Consider the following 15,613-nt stretch of genomic DNA (forward strand, 5'->3'; position numbering starts at 1 on the left):
CGGATGGGCTCTAAAAAGGTTCAGAAACCGTTGAAAACTAAAACCTGACACACGCCAAAGCCCCGAATTCCGGGGCTTTGGCGTTTCTGATCAGCTTTATTTTTTTACAGGCTTGAATCTGGCACGCGCCCTGCAATACCTCTTGCAGGTGATTCGAATCACCACCCGTTTCGGGGACCTTGGTACAGGCAGGCCGGGGATTCCCCTCTTTACATTGGGCTCGCACCGCAAGGCGCGCCTACCCTTTTGGGATCCTTGGTACAGGCAGGCCGGGGGTTCCCTCTTTATACCGGGCCGACGCTTGAAGCGAAGCCCACCTGTTTTGGGAACCCTGATACAGGCAGGTCAGGGATTCCCGCTTTTATTGCTCCCGGAGATGGACCTCCAGCCGCCAGCGATCATCAACTTCGCTACCGCTCCACTCACCCTGCAGCGGCCGCGCCGCCAGCACCGTCAGCAACAATCCCTCGTCACTTTTGCGCACGCGCCAGTTCACGTCCTTGCCGTTGAACTTGAGCTGGCCCTTCTGCGCCCGGCCCTCGGCCTGAAACAGCAGCGCGATGGTGCCATCGATGATTTCGCCGTGCAGCTTCGGCTCATTGTTGAACCAAACCACCAGACCATTTTCGGTCACTTCGACCTGCTCCAGCACGCTTGGATCAGGCGTGGTCAGGCGGCCGATCATCAGCCCGACCATCAGTCCGACAATCGCCAGCGAACCGATCACCCGCGGCAATAGTTTCGAACGCGGGTCCGCTTGCGGCGTAGAATGCGCGTCATCTTTACCTTCGGAGCCGTGCATGTTTCACGTCATCCTTTTTCAACCAGAAATTCCGCCGAATACCGGCAACGTTATCAGGCTGTGCGCCAACAGTGGCTGCCACCTGCATTTGATCGAACCGCTGGGTTTCGAGATGGACGACAAGCGCTTGCGCCGGGCCGGTCTCGATTACCACGAATATGCCACGCTGCAACGTCATGCGGACCTGGCCAGTTGCCTGGAAAGCCTGGGCAATCCCCGCGTGTTCGCGTTCACCACCAAGGGCTCGCGGCCCTTTCATGATGCGGCGTTCGTGCCCGGCGATGCGTTTTTGTTTGGCCCGGAAAGCCGAGGTTTGCCAGCGGACGTTCTCGACGCCCTGCCCGCCGATCAGCGCCTGCGCCTGCCCATGCGCGAAGGTTGCCGCAGCCTCAACCTGTCCAACACCGTGGCTGTTGCCGTGTACGAAGCCTGGCGCCAGAACGGTTTCAAGTAACGCCGTATAACGAATGTGGGAGCGAGCCTGCTCGCGAAAGCGCTGTATCAGTAGACGAATCTATCTCTGACACGCCCTCTTCGCGAGCAGGCTCGCTCCCACATGGGTGAAACTGAACCGTTATTGAACGGTCGGGGTCTCGCCGCTTTCCTGCATGCGCTGCAGCTCTTGCGCGTACAGGGCGTCGAAGTTCACCGGAGCCAGCATCAGCGCCGGGAACGAACCGCGAGTCACCAGGCTGTCGAGGGTTTCGCGCGCGTACGGGAACAGGATATTGGGGCAGAACGCGCCCAGGGTGTGGCTCATCGAAGCCGCGTCCAGATTCTTGATCAGGAAGATACCGGCCTGTTGCACTTCAGCGATGAAGGCGACTTCTTCACCGTTCTTCACGGTAACCGACAGGGTCAGCACGACTTCGTAGAAATCGCCTTCCAGCGCTTTCTGGCGAGTGTTCAGATCCAGACCGACCGCCGGGTCCCACTGCTGGCGAAAGATCGCCGGGCTTTTCGGGGCTTCGAAGGACAGGTCGCGTACGTAGATGCGCTGCAAGGAGAATTGCGGTGCGGTTTCTTCTTCGCTGGCTGCAGTGTTCTGTTGGTCAGTCATCTCAGATCCTTATCGATCTTGGGTCTTTTAGGGAGTGCTGTACGTGGGGTGCAGCCGTTCAGGCCTTGAGCAGCGCATCGAGTTTGCCGGCGCGCTCCAGGGCAAATAAATCATCACAACCGCCGACGTGCTGGCTGCCGATCCAGATCTGCGGCACGGACGTGCGTCCGGCCTTTTTGGTCATTTCGGCGCGCAGCTGCGGCTTGCCATCGACCTTGATCTCTTCGAAGGCCACGCCTTTGCTGACGAGCAGAGACTTGGCTCGGGAGCAGTAAGGGCAGTAATCGCTGGAGTAGACGACGACATCTTTCATATCACTTCACCAATGGCAGGTTGTCGCCTTTCCAGCTGGAAATCCCGCCGGACAGCTTGGCGGCCGTGAAACCGGATTTCATCAGCTCGCGGGCGTGGGTGCCGGCGGTCTGGCCCAGAGCGTCGACCAGAATGATGGTCTTGGCCTTGTGCTTTTCCAGCTCGGCAACGCGGGCAGTCAGTTTGTCGTGGGGAATGTTCAGCGCGCCAACGATGTGGCCAGCGGCGTAATCCTTGACGGGACGGATGTCCACCACCACGCCGGCATCTTTATTGACCAGCGCGGTCAGCTCGCCGGTGCTCAGGCTTTTACCGCCGCCCTGCATCGTGTGCGCCAGCAACAGAGCCAGCAGTACGACGAAGATACCGACAAGAATGTAGTGGTTAGTGGCAAATTCAATCAGGTGAGCAACCATCGAAGGAGGTTCCAGGGCGTTAAAATGTCGACCAGTATACACAGCCACTATGGTCGGCCAAACCCCGTCCGGCGGTGACGCGGTCGGAACTTCGCTTTAAACTCCAACTCCGTTTTGCATCGCCCTCTTCTTTATTAGCCACGAGTGGATTCCATGACGACTACGCCTAAACCTTTGGTCCTGATGATTCTCGACGGCTTCGGTCACAGCGACAGCCCCGAATCCAATGCCGTGTTTGCGGCGAAGAAGCCTGTCCTCGATCGCCTGTGGGCCACTGTTCCAAACGGCTTGATCTCGGGCAGCGGCATGGACGTCGGTCTGCCGGACGGCCAGATGGGCAACTCCGAAGTCGGTCACATGAACCTCGGCGCCGGTCGCGTGGTGTATCAGGACTTCACTCGGGTGACGAAATCGATCCGAGACGGCGATTTTTTCGAAAACCCGACCATTTGCGCCGCTGTGGATAAAGCCGTGGCCGCCGGCAAAGCCGTGCACTTCATGGGCCTGCTGTCCGATGGCGGCGTGCACAGCCATCAGGATCACCTGATCGCCATGGCCGAACTGGCGTTCAAGCGCGGCGCCGAAAAGATCTACCTGCACGCCTTCCTCGATGGCCGCGACACCCCGCCGAAAAGCGCCGCATCGTCGATTGAACTGCTCGACGCAACCTTCCAGGCACTCGGCAAGGGCCGCATCGCCAGCATCATCGGCCGCTACTTCGCCATGGACCGCGACAACCGCTGGGATCGCGTGGCCCAGGCCTACAACCTGATTGTGGATGGCAACAGCGAATTCAACGCCGCCACCGCTCAGGAAGGCCTGGAAGCCGCTTACGCTCGCGGCGAGAGCGACGAATTCGTCAAAGCCACTTCAATCGGTGAGCCGGTCAAAGTCGAAGATGGCGATGCCGTGGTGTTCATGAACTTCCGCGCCGACCGCGCTCGCGAACTGACCCGCGTGTTCGTTGAAGACGGCTTCAAGGAATTCGAGCGCGCCCGCCAGCCAAAACTGGCCGGTTTCGTCATGCTCACCCAATACGCCGCCAGCATCCCTGCGCCATCGGCGTTCGCCGCCGGCAGTCTGGAAAACGTCCTCGGCGACTATCTGGCGAAAAACGGCAAAACTCAGCTGCGCATCGCTGAAACCGAGAAGTACGCGCACGTGACCTTCTTCTTCTCGGGTGGCCGCGAAGAGCCGTTCCCGGGCGAGGAGCGCATCCTGATCCCTTCGCCAAAAGTCGCCACCTACGACTTGCAGCCGGAGATGAGCGCCCCCGAAGTCACTGATCGCATCGTCGACGCCATCGAAAACCAGCGTTACGACGTCATCGTGGTCAACTACGCCAACGGCGACATGGTCGGCCACAGCGGTGTGTTCGACGCGGCGGTAAAAGCCGTAGAGTGCCTCGACACGTGCGTCGGCCGCATCGTTGAAGCACTGGAGAAAGTCGGCGGCGAAGCGTTGATCACCGCAGACCATGGCAACGTCGAGCAAATGGCCGACGAATCCACCGGCCAGGCGCACACCGCCCACACCACCGAGCCGGTGCCGTTCATCTATGTCGGCAAGCGCGACCTCAAGGTGCGTGAAGGCGGCGTGCTGGCGGACGTGGCACCAACCATGCTGAAACTGCTGGGCCTGGAGAAACCGGCGGAAATGACCGGTACTTCGATCCTGGTATAAGCATTAGCGACCCTGTGGGAGCGAGCCTGCTCGCGAAAACGGTTGATCAGACGACATGGATGTTGCCTGACACTGCGCTTTCGCGAGCAGGCTCGCTCCAACATGGGGTTTGTGGTGTTTTTCAGGCCAGTTATCACACAGCCCCAATTGGGCGTTTTTTTTGCAGCTTCGGGCGGGCATACTAGGCCGTCCCTTACCCTGGTGCCGCCCGCCCCTATGCTTCGCGTCCTGATCGCCCTTGCTCTGACCTGTCTGCTCCAACCGGCCTTCGCCGACGAGCGCGCGCAAACCCAACAGCAGTTGGACGCCACGCGTCAGGATATCGCCGAGCTGAAAAAGCTGTTGGGCAAGCTGCAGGAAGAAAAGTCCGGTGTTCAGAAAGAGCTCAAGGGCACTGAAACCGAGATGGGCAAACTGCAGAAGCAGGTCGATGCCCTGCAGAAAGAATTGCAGAAAAGCGAATCCGAGCTGCAGCGGCTCGATGCGGAGAAAAAAAAACTCCAGAGCGCGCGCACTGAACAGCAGCGACTGATCGCCATCCAGGCCCGAGCGGCCTATCAGAACGGCCGCCAGGAATACCTCAAGCTGTTGCTTAATCAGCAGAATCCAGAGAAATTCGCCCGCACCCTCACCTATTACGATTACCTGAGCCAGGCGCGCCTGGAACAGCTGAAGAATTTCAACGAAACCCTGCGCCAACTGGCCAATGTCGAAAAAGACATCGGCTTGCAGCAGGCACAATTGCTGGTACAGAAAAGCGACCTCGACAGTCAGCGCGAAGAACTCGAAAAAGTGCGCAAGGAACGTCAGCAGGTTCTCGCCAGACTCAATAATGATGTGAAGGCTCGCGACCAGAAACTCGCCGCCCGCGAGCAGGATCAGGCAGACCTGTCTAAAGTCCTTAAAACCATTGAAGAAACCTTGGCCCGCCAGGCTCGTGAGGCAGAAGAAGCGCGGCAGAAAGCGCTGATTGCCCAGCAGGAAGCGGAAAAAAAGCGTTTGCGTGAGGCGCAGGCTGACACCAGCGACGCCCCACGAAAGCCCGTCAGATCAACGCCCGGCGCCCTGGTGTCGAGCAGCGGCGAGACCTTCGGTGGCCCTTTTGCTGCAACCCGGGGAAAACTTCCGTGGCCGGTTGATGGTCGATTACTCGCACGCTTCGGTGAAAGCCGTGGCGACGATGCCCGTACCAAGTGGGACGGCGTGATGATCAGCGCCTCCGCCGGCAGCCAGGTCCACGCCGTACACGGCGGGCGCGTGGTGTTTGCCGATTGGCTGCGCGGTGCCGGGTTGCTGGTGATCCTCGATCATGGCAACGGTTTTCTGAGTCTTTATGGTCACAACCAGACGCTGCTCAAGTCGGCGGGTGATGTGGTCAAAGCGGGCGAGTCGATCTCCACTGTCGGTAACAGTGGCGGTCAGGACACGCCAGCGCTGTATTTCGCAATTCGTCAGCAGGGTCACCCGAGTGATCCGGCGCAATGGTGTCGTGCGCAAGGATAAGCACGGTATCTAATTCAGGAGTTCGTTCGACATGCTGCATTTGTCCCGCCTTACCTCGCTGGCCCTGACGATCGCTCTGGTGATCGGCGCGCCTCTGGCGTTCGCCGCGCAACCGGCCCCGACCGTTGCTCCAGCAGGCACTGCCGCGACCGCCAAGGCGCCGCTGCCGCTGGAAGAGCTGCGCACCTTTGCCGAGGTCATGGACCGGATCAAGGCCGCGTACGTCGAACCGGTTGACGACAAGACGCTGCTGGAAAACGCCATCAAGGGCATGCTCAGCAACCTCGATCCGCACTCCGCGTACCTCGGCCCGGAAGATTTCACCGAGCTGCAGGAAAGCACCAGCGGCGAATTCGGCGGCCTGGGCATCGAAGTCGGCGCTGAAGACGGTTTCATCAAAGTCGTCTCGCCGATCGATGACACTCCCGCCTCGAAAGCCGGCATTCAGGCCGGTGATTTCATCGTCAAGATCAATGGCCAGCCGACACGCGGCCAGACCATGACCGAAGCCGTGGACAAGATGCGCGGCAAGATCGGCCAGAAAATCACCCTGACCCTGGTTCGCGACGGCGGCACGCCATTCGACGTGACCCTGGCGCGCGCGGTAATCCAGGTGAAGAGCGTCAAGGCGCAACTGCTGGAATCGGGCTACGGCTATATCCGCATCACCCAGTTCCAGGTCAAGACCGGCGACGAAGTCTCCAAAGCGCTGGCCAAGCTGCGCAAGGACAACGGCAAGAAGCTCAACGGCATCATCCTCGACCTGCGCAACAACCCGGGCGGCGTGCTGCAATCGGCGGTGGAAGTGGTCGACCACTTCATCACCAAAGGCCTGATCGTCTACACCAAAGGCCGGATCGCCAATTCCGAACTGCGCTTCTCCGCCACCGGCAAGGACGAAAGCGAAGCAGTGCCGATGGTCGTGCTGATCAACGGTGGCAGCGCCTCGGCCTCGGAAATCGTCGCCGGCGCCCTGCAGGATCAGAAACGCGCCGTGGTCATGGGCACCACCAGTTTCGGTAAAGGTTCGGTGCAAACCGTGCTGCCGCTGAACAACGACCGCGCGCTGAAGATCACCACGGCGCTGTACTTCACGCCCAATGGTCGATCGATCCAGGCCCAGGGCATCGTTCCGGACATCGAAGTACGCCGCGCGAAGATCACCAACGAAGCCGACGGCGAATACTTCAAAGAAGCCGATCTGCAAGGCCACCTGGGCAACGGCAACGGCGGCGCCGACAAACCGAGCGGCTCCGGCGGCAAGGCCAAAGCGATGCCGCAGGATGACGATTACCAGTTGGCCCAGGCCCTGAGCCTGCTCAAGGGGCTGAGCATCACGTCCGGTCGCTGAGGATGTTGCTGCGCTTCATCTGCGTGCTGTTGTGCTGCCTGGCGGGTACTGTTCAGGCAGAACCCGCCAGCCCGTCGTCGCAAAAAGCCTACCTGACACTGATCATCGACGACCTGGGGCAAAACCTGCCCCGGGATCGCCGCGTGCTCGCTCTGCCTGGCCCGGTCACGGCGGCGATCATGCCCGACACCCCTCACGCCACCGAGTTTGCCCGCGAAGCCCATCGCGCCGGCAAGATTGTCATTCTGCACATGCCGATGGACCCCGCCACCGGGCCCTACGCCTGGCACCCCGAACTTTCCATCGAAGAGTTACAGAAACGCCTGAACGCTGCGTTTGAAAAGGTCCCGTTCACCGCAGGCCTCAATAACCACATGGGCAGCCGCATGACGGCGCAGCCGGCGGCAATGGCGTGGTTGATGGCTGAGCTGCAGCGTCGACATAAATTCTTTGTCGACAGCCGCACCAGCGCGCAAACCGTCGCGGCGGCCGAAGCGCAGAGGATCCAGTTGGCGAGCGTTTCGCGGGATGTGTTCCTGGATGACGAGCGCACTGAGGCGGCGATTTTTATTCAGCTGCAGGTGGCAATCAGCCTGGCGCGCAAACAGGGTTCCGCGGTGATGATCGGGCATCCGTATCCGCAAACATTGGCGGTGCTTGAACGCGAATTGCCCAAGCTCAAAGCTCAGGGCATTGACTGGATCGATATCCGACAGATGATCAGCGTGCGCGGCAATCGCGCCACGGCTGCGCACGGCAAGGATGGCCAATACCGCCTCCCGACCTCGCCGTAATCCCTCTCGGCACACTCTGATCACAATAACTATCTATGCCTGCCGGCACGCCGTCGCGTGCCACGATAGACCTCACCCTGAATTTCATCACCAAGGATTGGCCATGAAATATCTCAACCGCGTTTTCCTGACGACTCTGATCGGCCTGGCAACAACAATTACCACCGCACAGGCGCGCGACCTTGGAGAAGGCGCCGTCAACGGCTCAACGTCGAGAGCGCTGCAAAACAGTGAGCATCACTATGAACTCTGGAGTGGCATCGGACGCCTCAGTCTGCCTTCGAGGGAATCGTGCACCGCCGTTCTTCTGGACTCGCGAAACAGGCAAGGCCGAGCCACCGGCCCGGCCTATCTGCTCACCAGTGGTCATTGTGTGTTTTTTCAATTCGGTTCCGCACGAACCCATCTGCCTGTAGAGGCCAAAGTCACCTTCCACTACTTTCATGACACACCCCAACGTCATCGCCAATATGCTATCCGCACCGCCCGCTGGAGCAGTCTCGTCGGGACTGATCTTGCAGTACTCGAGGTCGACGCTACGTTGGCAACGCTGGTACAAGCCGGGGTCAACCCCCTCAAACTCGCGTCACATCAAACCAACGAGAGCCAGGATGCGCTCAACGTCGGAGCACCTGCCGGCTTTACCGAACGCGGGCTCCGAGTGAGTGTTTGCGCCGAACAAAGCGCCGGAACGTTCATCGATCACCCTGGGGTGTTCCCTCTGGCCATGAAAAACAATTGCGACCTTTACGGTGGCAACTCCGGTAGCCCGATGCTGAACCGCCGCACCAACGAAATCACCGGCATCGTCAGTAAAGTCGTGGCTCTGCGCGATACGCCAGCCCCGCCCGGCTGTGAGCACCTGGAGTCGTGCATGGCTGCACGTCTCAATTACAGCTACTCGGCCAACTTCCTGCACAAGTGCTTTATTGAAGGTGTATTCACCAGCAACGCACCGGACTGTTCGCTGGAGCCGGTCGAGCTGACGGTCATGGAACCCTGGAAGCTCAAGTCATACGCTTACAAAACGAAAGATGTGGATGGGCGGATCGTATTGCCTACGTGGGACTTCAGATTCACCCTGGCAGCGCCCTTTTATCGCTACAAAACGGTTCGTAACGCCAGGGACTGCAAGGCTCCCGACAATTACAGCGCCGCCATCAGCACAGAAGATGCTTACATCGATACTGAAATCGGGCCACAAAGCGGCGCACATGCACTCTGCATTATTGGCGTATCAGGAAAACAGCAGCTGACACGGGCGATGCTCAATAATGTGTTTACAAGTGCCGCGTACTTGGTCGCGACGCCGGGCACTCCACCTCAGACAACACTGAGGTAATCGCTACAGATAGCGCGCCATGATGTCGTCAACGATGCCTTCCTTGCGCAGTTGATCCAGCGCCGCTTGAAGCTTTGCCACCACTTCGTCCGGCACGTTTTTATTCAACGCCAGGTACAACTCGGCGCTATTGAACCGCAACACCGTCTTGAGACCGGTCACCCCCTCCTGCCGCGCCAGATAACGCCCGGCAGGATCACCGGTGGCCCACAGATCGATCTGGCCGTTGACCAGTTTTTTCGCATTGTCCTGATCGCGCAGCACCACCACTGGCTTGAGGCCCTGTCTGGTCAGCGTTTCGGCGATCGCATCGCCCTTGTAGGCGCCGATCCTGTACTTGCGCGCGTCGTTGAGGGTTTCGAGGGTGATCTTGCTATCGGCCTTGGCCAGCAGGATCCAGTCGTCGGGTCCGATCGGGCCAACCCATTTGAAGCGCTTTTCCCGATCGGGCAGGCGCGCCATAACGAAGGCTCCATAACCTGGATTTTCCAGCGCCAGTTTGTAGACCCGCTCCCAGGGGAAGCGCAGGGTCAGGCTATAGGTGAGACCAGCACGCTGGAACATTTCGCGGACGATGTCGGTGGCGATACCGTTGATGTTTTCGCCTTGGGCGAAATTCTTGCCGTTCTTCGCCATGTTGTAAGGCGGGAAGTTTTCGGTGAGAAGCACCAGATCGGTGTCAGGACTGCTTTCGGCCCGGGCAGTGCCGAGCAGCAGCACACAGGCGCTGGCGAGAACGAGAAGCAGGCGTTTGAACATGTCGGGCTACCGGAATCCATGGCGTGCCCAAGAGTGCCTTGGGTACGCCATGCTGTCCACTGGCCTGTACGGTTTAGCGCATCACGATCCCGCGATGGGCCATATAGGCCTTGGCTTCCTGAACAGTGTATTCACCGAAGTGGAAAATACTTGCCGCCAGCACCGCGCTGGCGTGGCCTTCGATGATGCCGTCGGCCAGATGCTGCAAATTGCCGACGCCACCGGACGCGATCACCGGAATGCCCAGCGCATCGCTGATGGCGCGGGTCACGCCGAGGTCGAAGCCGTTCTTCATGCCGTCCTGGTCCATGCTGGTCAGCAGGATCTCACCGGCGCCCAGACCTTCCATTTTCTTCGCCCACTCGACCGCGTCGAGGCCGGTCGGCTTGCGCCCGCCGTGGGTGAAAATTTCCCAGCGCGGGGTTTCGCCGGGACCGGAGACTTTCTTGGCGTCGATGGCGACGACGATGCACTGCGAGCCGAAATGCTGCGCGGCCTCGCCGACGAATTCGGGGTTGAACACCGCTGCGGTGTTGATCGACACCTTGTCCGCGCCGGCATTCAGCAGATTGCGGATGTCCTGAACGGTGCGCACGCCACCGCCAACGGTCAGGGGAATGAAGACCTGACTGGCCATGCGCTCGACGGTATGCAGCGTGGTATCTCGCCCATCAACGCTGGCGGTGATGTCGAGAAAGGTAATCTCGTCGGCGCCCTGCTCGTCATAACGCCGAGCGATTTCCACCGGGTCGCCGGCATCGCGGATGTTCTCGAATTTCACACCTTTGACGACCCGGCCGTTGTCCACGTCCAGGCAAGGGATGATGCGTTTGGCCAGCGCCATGGTCAGTCCTCAGCCTTGGTACGAATCGCAGAAAGCTTGCGCTTCGGCGACGTCGAGAGTGCCTTCGTAGATCGCCCGGCCCGTGATTGCGCCGATGATGCCCGGCGCCTTGGCGTCGAGCAGCGACTTGATGTCGCCCAGGTTATGAATGCCCCCGGAAGCGATCACCGGAATCTTCGTGGCAGCGGCAAGCGCCGCCGTGAACGGGACGTTGCAGCCTTGCATCATGCCGTCTTTGGCGATGTCGGTATAAACGATCGAAGAGACGCCGTCGGCTTCAAACTGTTTTGCGAGATCGATGACCTGCACGGTGCTGATTTCAGCCCAGCCATCAGTGGCGACGAAACCGTCCTTGGCATCGAGACCGACGATGATCTTGCCCGGGAACGCGCGGCAGGCCTCAGCCACGAACGCCGGATCTTTCACCGCCTTGGTGCCGATGATCACGTAGCTCACGCCGGCCTTGACGTAATGCTCGATGGTTTCCAGCGAACGGATGCCGCCGCCGATCTGGATCGGCAGGTTCGGGTAGCGCTTGGCGATCGCGGTGACCACCTCACCGTTGACTGGCTGGCCTTCGAAAGCGCCGTTCAGGTCGACCAGATGCAGACGACGGCAACCGCCCTCCACCCACTTGGCAGCCATGCTCACCGGGTCATCGGAGAACACCGTGGAATCTTCCATGCGGCCCTGGCGCAGGCGTACGCAGGCACCGTCTTTAAGATCGATAGCGGGAATAATCAGCATCTGGCAAACCTTCAAATTTGAATGTTCAGCTTGGCTCGAGAATCAGTTTTTCTCGAGCGCCCACAGATCGCTTTCAATGTTTTCAAACCGCTCCTTGAGGTGGGTCTGCACATCGAAAATCGCCCTGTTGTAATAGTGCGGAGCAATTTCGCGGGTAAACAGCTCAAGAATCTCCGCCGCTTCAAACGAACCCAGGTCCAGTTCGAAGCGATCCTCCATGAACCGCTGAATCTTGTGATTGGCCTCGCTCTCCTGTTCGGTAGTGAGGGTCAGGATCGGCGGCTTGGACTTCTTGGCGGCCATTTACCAGCGACCGTCCCATGCGGCGAAGTTCTGCAGCAGTTGCAAGCCATGGGTGTGGCTCTTCTCCGGGTGGAACTGCACGGCGAAACGCGAACCCTCGGCCAGCGCCGCAGCAAAATCGACGCCGTAGTGACCACTGCCCACGACCTGACGCGCGTTGGCGGCGGCAATGTAATAGCTGTGCACGAAATAGAAACGCGCAAGGTCCGGAATGTCGTGCCAGAGCGGGTGACTGATCTTCTGCGTCACCTGGTTCCAGCCCATGTGCGGGACTTTAAGGTGCTCGCCATCTTCATGCAGGTCTTTGCCGAAGAACTTCACCGCCCCCGGGAACAGACCGATGCAATCAACGCCATCATTCTCTTCACTGGTGTCGAGCAAGGCTTGCATGCCGACACAGATACCGAGAAACGGCCGATCCTGGCTGACTTCACGCACCAGCGAATCGAAGCCGAGGCGACGGATCTCCGCCATACAGTCGCGAATCGCACCAACACCGGGAAACACCACACGGTCGGCTTCGCGGATGACATTCGCATCGCTGGTGATCAGCACCTTGCCGGCGCCGACGTGCTCGAGGGCCTTGGCCACCGAGTGCAGGTTGCCCATACCGTAATCGATAACTGCGACCGTCTGCATTACAGAACGCCTTTGGTCGATGGCATTTGCCCGGCCATGCGCTCGTCCAGCTCGACGGCCATGCGCAGGGCGCGGCCGAAAGCCTTGAACACGGTTTCGATCTGGTGGTGAGTGTTGGTGCCGCGCAGGTTGTCGATGTGCACGCTGACCAGTGCGTGGTTGACGAAGCCCTGGAAGAATTCCTGGAACAGGTCAACGTCGAAGCCGCCAACGGTGGCGCGGGTGTACGGCACGTGCATTTGCAGGCCCGGGCGACCGGAGAAATCGATCACCACGCGCGACAGCGCTTCATCGAGCGGCACATAGGCGTGGCCGTAGCGACGGATGCCCTTTTTGTCGCCAATGGCTTTGGCGAAGGCCTGGCCGAGGGTGATACCGACGTCTTCCACGGTGTGGTGGTCGTCAATATGCAGATCGCCCTTGCATTCGATATCCAGGTCGATCAACCCGTGACGGGCAATCTGATCCAGCATGTGCTCAAGAAAAGGAACACCGATATCGAATCGGGCCTTTCCGGTGCCATCAAGGTTGATCGAGGCTTTGATCTGGGTTTCCAGAGTGTCGCGCTCGACAGACGCCTTACGTTCGGCCATCACCAGCTCCGCAAAATCATTGGGCGAAAAAGGCAGCCATTATAGGCACGCGGGGCCGAAACAGAAACACGAGAGGCGATATCGCTGAAGGATAAAATGCCCGCCTGTCGCGGGTAGACATGTGCATACAAGCCAGAAGAGATGATGATCGCTCCCACGCTCTGCGTGGGAGTGCAGCCCCGGACGCTTCGCGTCCGCTTCAAATGTGACGCAGAGCGTCACGGGAGGCATTCCCACGCAGAGCGTGGGAACGATCAAATGTAAATGACCTTAGTGAAACAGCACTGCCGTCTTCTGCAGGGTCACCCACACACCCCACGCCAGCGGAATACCCACCACCAGCCACGCAGCGATCGCCAACGGCTTGCTGCCCGGCGCGGCTTTCCACTCCAGAACAGTGCTCGCATCAGCACCTTTGTCGTGGCCCAGCGCCTGCTCGGCAGCCAGTTCGGCGTCAGTCATGAAGTACTTGTCGGCGACCGGGCGAACCATCAGGTTGCACAGGAAGCCCAGCACCAGCAGGCCGGCGAGGATGTACAGAGTGATGTCGTAAGCGGCGGCGCGTTCAACGCCGATGCTCAACTGGTACTCGCGCAGGTAGTTCACCAGCACCGGACCGAGCACACCCGCCGCAGCCCAGGCCGTCAACAGACGACCGTGAATCGCGCCGACCATCTGTGTACCGAACAGGTCGGCCAGGTAAGCCGGAACGGTCGCAAAACCGCCGCCGTACATCGACAGAATGATGCAGAACGCCGCCACGAACAGCGCAACGTTGCCCAGGTGGCCCATGTTCGGAATCAACGCGTACAGGGCAAAACCCAGCGCGAAGAACACGAAGTAGGTGTTTTTGCGGCCCAGGTAGTCGGAGAACGACGCCCAGAAGAACCGTCCACCAATGTTGAACAGGCTCAGCAAACCGGTGAACCCGGCCGCAATCGCGGCGATCGAAGCCAGTTGACCGGCGTCGAGCTGACCAAACGGCACATCAACGCCCAGCAGCTTGCCACCGAACACTTCCTGCAACAGTGGCGAAGCCATGCCGAGGATGCCGATACCGGCCGATACGTTAAGGCACAGCACCAGCCAGACCAGACGGAATTGCGGGGTTTTCCACGCAACGTTCACGTGTACGTGGCGATTGGTGATCATCGCGTTCGAAGCTTTCTTCGCCGGCGCGGTCCAGCCTTCAGGCTTCCAGCCGGTTGGCGGCACGCGGTACGACAGTGCACCACCGATCATGAACACGAAGTAGATAGCGGCCATGGCCACGAAGCTCTGCCATACGCCCACGCCTTCAGGCGAAGCAAAGTGGCTCATCAACGCGGTTGCCAGTGGTGCACCGACCATCGCGCCGCCGCCGAAACCCATGATCGCCATGCCGGTCGCCATGCCGCGCTTGTCCGGGAACCACTTGATCAAAGTCGACACGGGCGAGATATAGCCCAGACCCAGGCCGATACCGCCGATCACGCCGGAGCCGATCCACATCAGCCAGATCTGGTGGGTATAAATCCCCAGCGCCGAAATCAACAGGCCGCCGCACCAGCACAATGCCGATACAACGCCGGCCTTGCGTGGCCCCGCGTGCTCAAGCCAGCCACCCCAGATCGCTGCCGAGCAGCCGAGGAAGATGAAGAACAGCGTGTAGATCCAGCCGAGCATGGAGATCGGCCAGTCGCATTGCGACGAAAACACTTGTGCGATGAAGCTCATGTCCGGTGCGCAAGCCACCGGAGCGGTTACGCCCAGCGCCTTGGACAGCGGCAACCAGAACACCGAAAAGCCATAGGCCATGCCGATGCACAGGTGAATGGCCAGCGCGGCCGGTGGTACCAGCCAGCGGTTGAAACCGGGCTTGGCGATGATGCGTTCCTTGGACAGGAAGCCTGGCTGATCGGCGTTCAAGCCGTCCGCCGTGATGCTCGTGCTCATTGTGTATCCCCCAATTGTTAGTATGGTTCGCCAGCCACTGCTCACCCTCGGCCTTATGCACGCAGGCATGACCGTTTTTTTAGGTGAAGCTCCTTGAAGGCGCGACGATAAGTCGCAGACGGGCGGACGAACTGGCGAAGGTTACCATTCTCGGATGACAGAAAAACCAAACTGATATCACCTTTTTTCAAGTCATCTGTTCTTTTTCCCTGCAGGAGCCGCGGAACGCTGCGAACTTTTGATCTTTTTTGACATTGCCAGATCAAAAGATCGCAGCGTTCCGCAGCTCCCGCAGCGTGTATTCCCAAGGGGTTACCCTGCCGATGACTTCTCGGGAGACGGGTGAACCAAGCGCAGAAAATGGCGTCGCAAGCGGGGGCCCAATTGCGGCTGCTGGCGCCCGCCGGAAATTTTGAAGCGCAGGCACTGTCGGCGAAGTTGCGGCGCCGTTGCAGGCCCTCGACACATAACGCCACTCCGAACCGGGTGCTTGCAGCGCTATACTCCCCGGCTAATTGACGAATTCGACT

17 protein-coding genes and 1 pseudogene are annotated in these 15,613 nt (G+C 59.8%); 7 read left to right on the plus strand and 11 right to left on the minus strand.

What is annotated here, in order from left to right:
• Window positions 1–361: 361 nt before the first annotated feature.
• On the minus strand, window positions 362–802 hold the full coding sequence (locus HU727_RS19050) for a hypothetical protein (protein WP_186533772.1): 441 nt from the start codon (window positions 800–802) through the stop codon (window positions 362–364).
• On the opposite strand from HU727_RS19050, the gene HU727_RS19055 reads away from it, so the two are divergent.
• Window positions 801–1,256, plus strand: a complete 456-nt coding sequence (locus HU727_RS19055) for a tRNA (cytidine(34)-2'-O)-methyltransferase (protein WP_186533773.1) — start codon at window positions 801–803, stop codon at window positions 1,254–1,256. The two genes, HU727_RS19050 and HU727_RS19055, sit on opposite strands and share 2 nt — an antisense overlap.
• Window positions 1,257–1,376: 120 nt before the next feature.
• On the opposite strand, the gene secB is transcribed toward HU727_RS19055, so the two are convergent.
• Genes secB through HU727_RS19070 form a run of 3 tightly spaced genes read right to left on the minus strand, consistent with a single transcriptional unit; the run spans window position 1,377 to window position 2,590 of the window.
• On the minus strand, window positions 1,377–1,862 hold the full coding sequence (secB, locus tag HU727_RS19060) for a protein-export chaperone SecB (RefSeq protein ID WP_016772114.1): 486 nt from the start codon (window positions 1,860–1,862) through the stop codon (window positions 1,377–1,379).
• Between the two features lie 58 nt (window positions 1,863–1,920).
• Entirely contained in the window at window positions 1,921–2,175 is a 255-nt protein-coding gene (grxC, locus tag HU727_RS19065) for a glutaredoxin 3 (protein ID WP_186533774.1), read from the minus strand.
• Between the two features lies 1 nt (window position 2,176).
• The gene (locus tag HU727_RS19070; RefSeq protein WP_186533775.1) at window positions 2,177–2,590 is read right to left on the minus strand and encodes a rhodanese-like domain-containing protein; all 414 of its coding nucleotides are present in this window, start codon (window positions 2,588–2,590) and stop codon (window positions 2,177–2,179) included.
• 153 nt (window positions 2,591–2,743) lie between these two features.
• Here HU727_RS19070 and gpmI point away from each other — a divergent pair, with 153 nt between their 5' ends.
• From gpmI to HU727_RS19095, 5 genes are all read left to right on the plus strand, one after another.
• A complete protein-coding gene (gene gpmI / locus HU727_RS19075; RefSeq protein ID WP_186533776.1) occupies window positions 2,744–4,273 on the plus strand; it encodes a 2,3-bisphosphoglycerate-independent phosphoglycerate mutase in 1,530 nt (509 codons plus the stop codon).
• 216 nt (window positions 4,274–4,489) lie between these two features.
• Entirely contained in the window at window positions 4,490–5,776 is a 1,287-nt protein-coding gene (locus tag HU727_RS19080; protein WP_186533777.1) for a murein hydrolase activator EnvC family protein, read from the plus strand.
• Window positions 5,777–5,807: 31 nt separating this feature from the next.
• Complete coding sequence (locus HU727_RS19085) at window positions 5,808–7,127, plus strand: S41 family peptidase (protein ID WP_186533778.1); 1,320 nt, start codon at window positions 5,808–5,810, stop codon at window positions 7,125–7,127.
• A 2-nt stretch (window positions 7,128–7,129) separates the two neighbouring features.
• On the plus strand, window positions 7,130–7,921 hold the full coding sequence (locus HU727_RS19090; RefSeq protein ID WP_186533779.1) for a divergent polysaccharide deacetylase family protein: 792 nt from the start codon (window positions 7,130–7,132) through the stop codon (window positions 7,919–7,921).
• A gap of 103 nt (window positions 7,922–8,024) precedes the next feature.
• Window positions 8,025–9,263 carry a trypsin-like serine peptidase gene (locus HU727_RS19095; RefSeq protein ID WP_186533780.1) on the plus strand — a complete coding sequence of 413 codons (1,239 nt, stop codon included), beginning with the start codon at window positions 8,025–8,027 and terminating at the stop codon, window positions 9,261–9,263.
• 3 nt (window positions 9,264–9,266) lie between these two features.
• Here the strand turns inward: HU727_RS19095 and HU727_RS19100 are convergent, their stop codons facing one another.
• The 7 genes from HU727_RS19100 to HU727_RS19130 form a co-directional block, all read right to left on the minus strand.
• On the minus strand, window positions 9,267–10,022 hold the full coding sequence (locus HU727_RS19100; protein ID WP_186533781.1) for a substrate-binding periplasmic protein: 756 nt from the start codon (window positions 10,020–10,022) through the stop codon (window positions 9,267–9,269).
• Window positions 10,023–10,095: 73 nt separating this feature from the next.
• The gene (gene hisF, locus HU727_RS19105) at window positions 10,096–10,866 is read right to left on the minus strand and encodes an imidazole glycerol phosphate synthase subunit HisF (protein ID WP_007972752.1); all 771 of its coding nucleotides are present in this window, start codon (window positions 10,864–10,866) and stop codon (window positions 10,096–10,098) included.
• 9 nt (window positions 10,867–10,875) lie between these two features.
• The gene (gene hisA / locus HU727_RS19110) at window positions 10,876–11,613 is read right to left on the minus strand and encodes a 1-(5-phosphoribosyl)-5-[(5-phosphoribosylamino)methylideneamino]imidazole-4-carboxamide isomerase (RefSeq protein ID WP_095137961.1); all 738 of its coding nucleotides are present in this window, start codon (window positions 11,611–11,613) and stop codon (window positions 10,876–10,878) included.
• 42 nt (window positions 11,614–11,655) lie between these two features.
• Window positions 11,656–11,916, minus strand: coding sequence for a DUF2164 domain-containing protein (locus HU727_RS19115; protein ID WP_186533782.1), 261 nt, complete (start codon window positions 11,914–11,916; stop codon window positions 11,656–11,658).
• Window positions 11,917–12,555 (minus strand): imidazole glycerol phosphate synthase subunit HisH, encoded by a 639-nt coding sequence (hisH, locus tag HU727_RS19120; protein ID WP_186533783.1) that lies wholly within the window; start codon window positions 12,553–12,555, stop codon window positions 11,917–11,919. It lies immediately after the preceding gene.
• On the minus strand, window positions 12,555–13,148 hold the full coding sequence (gene hisB / locus HU727_RS19125) for an imidazoleglycerol-phosphate dehydratase HisB (protein WP_016772125.1): 594 nt from the start codon (window positions 13,146–13,148) through the stop codon (window positions 12,555–12,557). Before hisB ends, hisH begins: the two co-directional genes overlap by 1 nt.
• A 270-nt stretch (window positions 13,149–13,418) precedes the next feature.
• On the minus strand, window positions 13,419–15,083 hold the full coding sequence (locus HU727_RS19130) for an OFA family MFS transporter (RefSeq protein ID WP_186533784.1): 1,665 nt from the start codon (window positions 15,081–15,083) through the stop codon (window positions 13,419–13,421).
• A 336-nt stretch (window positions 15,084–15,419) separates the two neighbouring features.
• On the opposite strand from HU727_RS19130, the pseudogene HU727_RS25770 reads away from it, so the two are divergent.
• Window positions 15,420–15,602, plus strand: a pseudogene (locus tag HU727_RS25770) (hypothetical protein); the annotation flags it as partial.
• Between the last annotated feature and the right edge of the window lie 11 nt (window positions 15,603–15,613).

The organism is Pseudomonas khorasanensis, from assembly GCF_014268505.2.
In the GTDB taxonomy this organism is placed as follows: domain Bacteria; phylum Pseudomonadota; class Gammaproteobacteria; order Pseudomonadales; family Pseudomonadaceae; genus Aquipseudomonas; species Aquipseudomonas khorasanensis.

What these genes read in the sequence shown, in the direction of transcription:
- HU727_RS19055 (WP_186533773.1), top strand. Translation starts at nt 801, where the DNA reads ATGTTTCACGTCATCCTTTTTCAACCAGAAATTCCGCCGAATACCGGC.
- HU727_RS19050 (WP_186533772.1), bottom strand. Translation starts at nt 802, where the DNA reads ATGCACGGCTCCGAAGGTAAAGATGACGCGCATTCTACGCCGCAAGCG.
- secB (WP_016772114.1), bottom strand. Translation starts at nt 1,862, where the DNA reads ATGACTGACCAACAGAACACTGCAGCCAGCGAAGAAGAAACCGCACCG.
- grxC (WP_186533774.1), bottom strand. Translation starts at nt 2,175, where the DNA reads ATGAAAGATGTCGTCGTCTACTCCAGCGATTACTGCCCTTACTGCTCC.
- HU727_RS19070 (WP_186533775.1), bottom strand. Translation starts at nt 2,590, where the DNA reads ATGGTTGCTCACCTGATTGAATTTGCCACTAACCACTACATTCTTGTC.
- gpmI (WP_186533776.1), top strand. Translation starts at nt 2,744, where the DNA reads ATGACGACTACGCCTAAACCTTTGGTCCTGATGATTCTCGACGGCTTC.
- HU727_RS19080 (WP_186533777.1), top strand. Translation starts at nt 4,490, where the DNA reads ATGCTTCGCGTCCTGATCGCCCTTGCTCTGACCTGTCTGCTCCAACCG.
- HU727_RS19085 (WP_186533778.1), top strand. Translation starts at nt 5,808, where the DNA reads ATGCTGCATTTGTCCCGCCTTACCTCGCTGGCCCTGACGATCGCTCTG.
- HU727_RS19090 (WP_186533779.1), top strand. Translation starts at nt 7,130, where the DNA reads ATGTTGCTGCGCTTCATCTGCGTGCTGTTGTGCTGCCTGGCGGGTACT.
- HU727_RS19095 (WP_186533780.1), top strand. Translation starts at nt 8,025, where the DNA reads ATGAAATATCTCAACCGCGTTTTCCTGACGACTCTGATCGGCCTGGCA.
- HU727_RS19100 (WP_186533781.1), bottom strand. Translation starts at nt 10,022, where the DNA reads ATGTTCAAACGCCTGCTTCTCGTTCTCGCCAGCGCCTGTGTGCTGCTG.
- hisF (WP_007972752.1), bottom strand. Translation starts at nt 10,866, where the DNA reads ATGGCGCTGGCCAAACGCATCATCCCTTGCCTGGACGTGGACAACGGC.
- hisA (WP_095137961.1), bottom strand. Translation starts at nt 11,613, where the DNA reads ATGCTGATTATTCCCGCTATCGATCTTAAAGACGGTGCCTGCGTACGC.
- HU727_RS19115 (WP_186533782.1), bottom strand. Translation starts at nt 11,916, where the DNA reads ATGGCCGCCAAGAAGTCCAAGCCGCCGATCCTGACCCTCACTACCGAA.
- hisH (WP_186533783.1), bottom strand. Translation starts at nt 12,555, where the DNA reads ATGCAGACGGTCGCAGTTATCGATTACGGTATGGGCAACCTGCACTCG.
- hisB (WP_016772125.1), bottom strand. Translation starts at nt 13,148, where the DNA reads ATGGCCGAACGTAAGGCGTCTGTCGAGCGCGACACTCTGGAAACCCAG.
- HU727_RS19130 (WP_186533784.1), bottom strand. Translation starts at nt 15,083, where the DNA reads ATGAGCACGAGCATCACGGCGGACGGCTTGAACGCCGATCAGCCAGGC.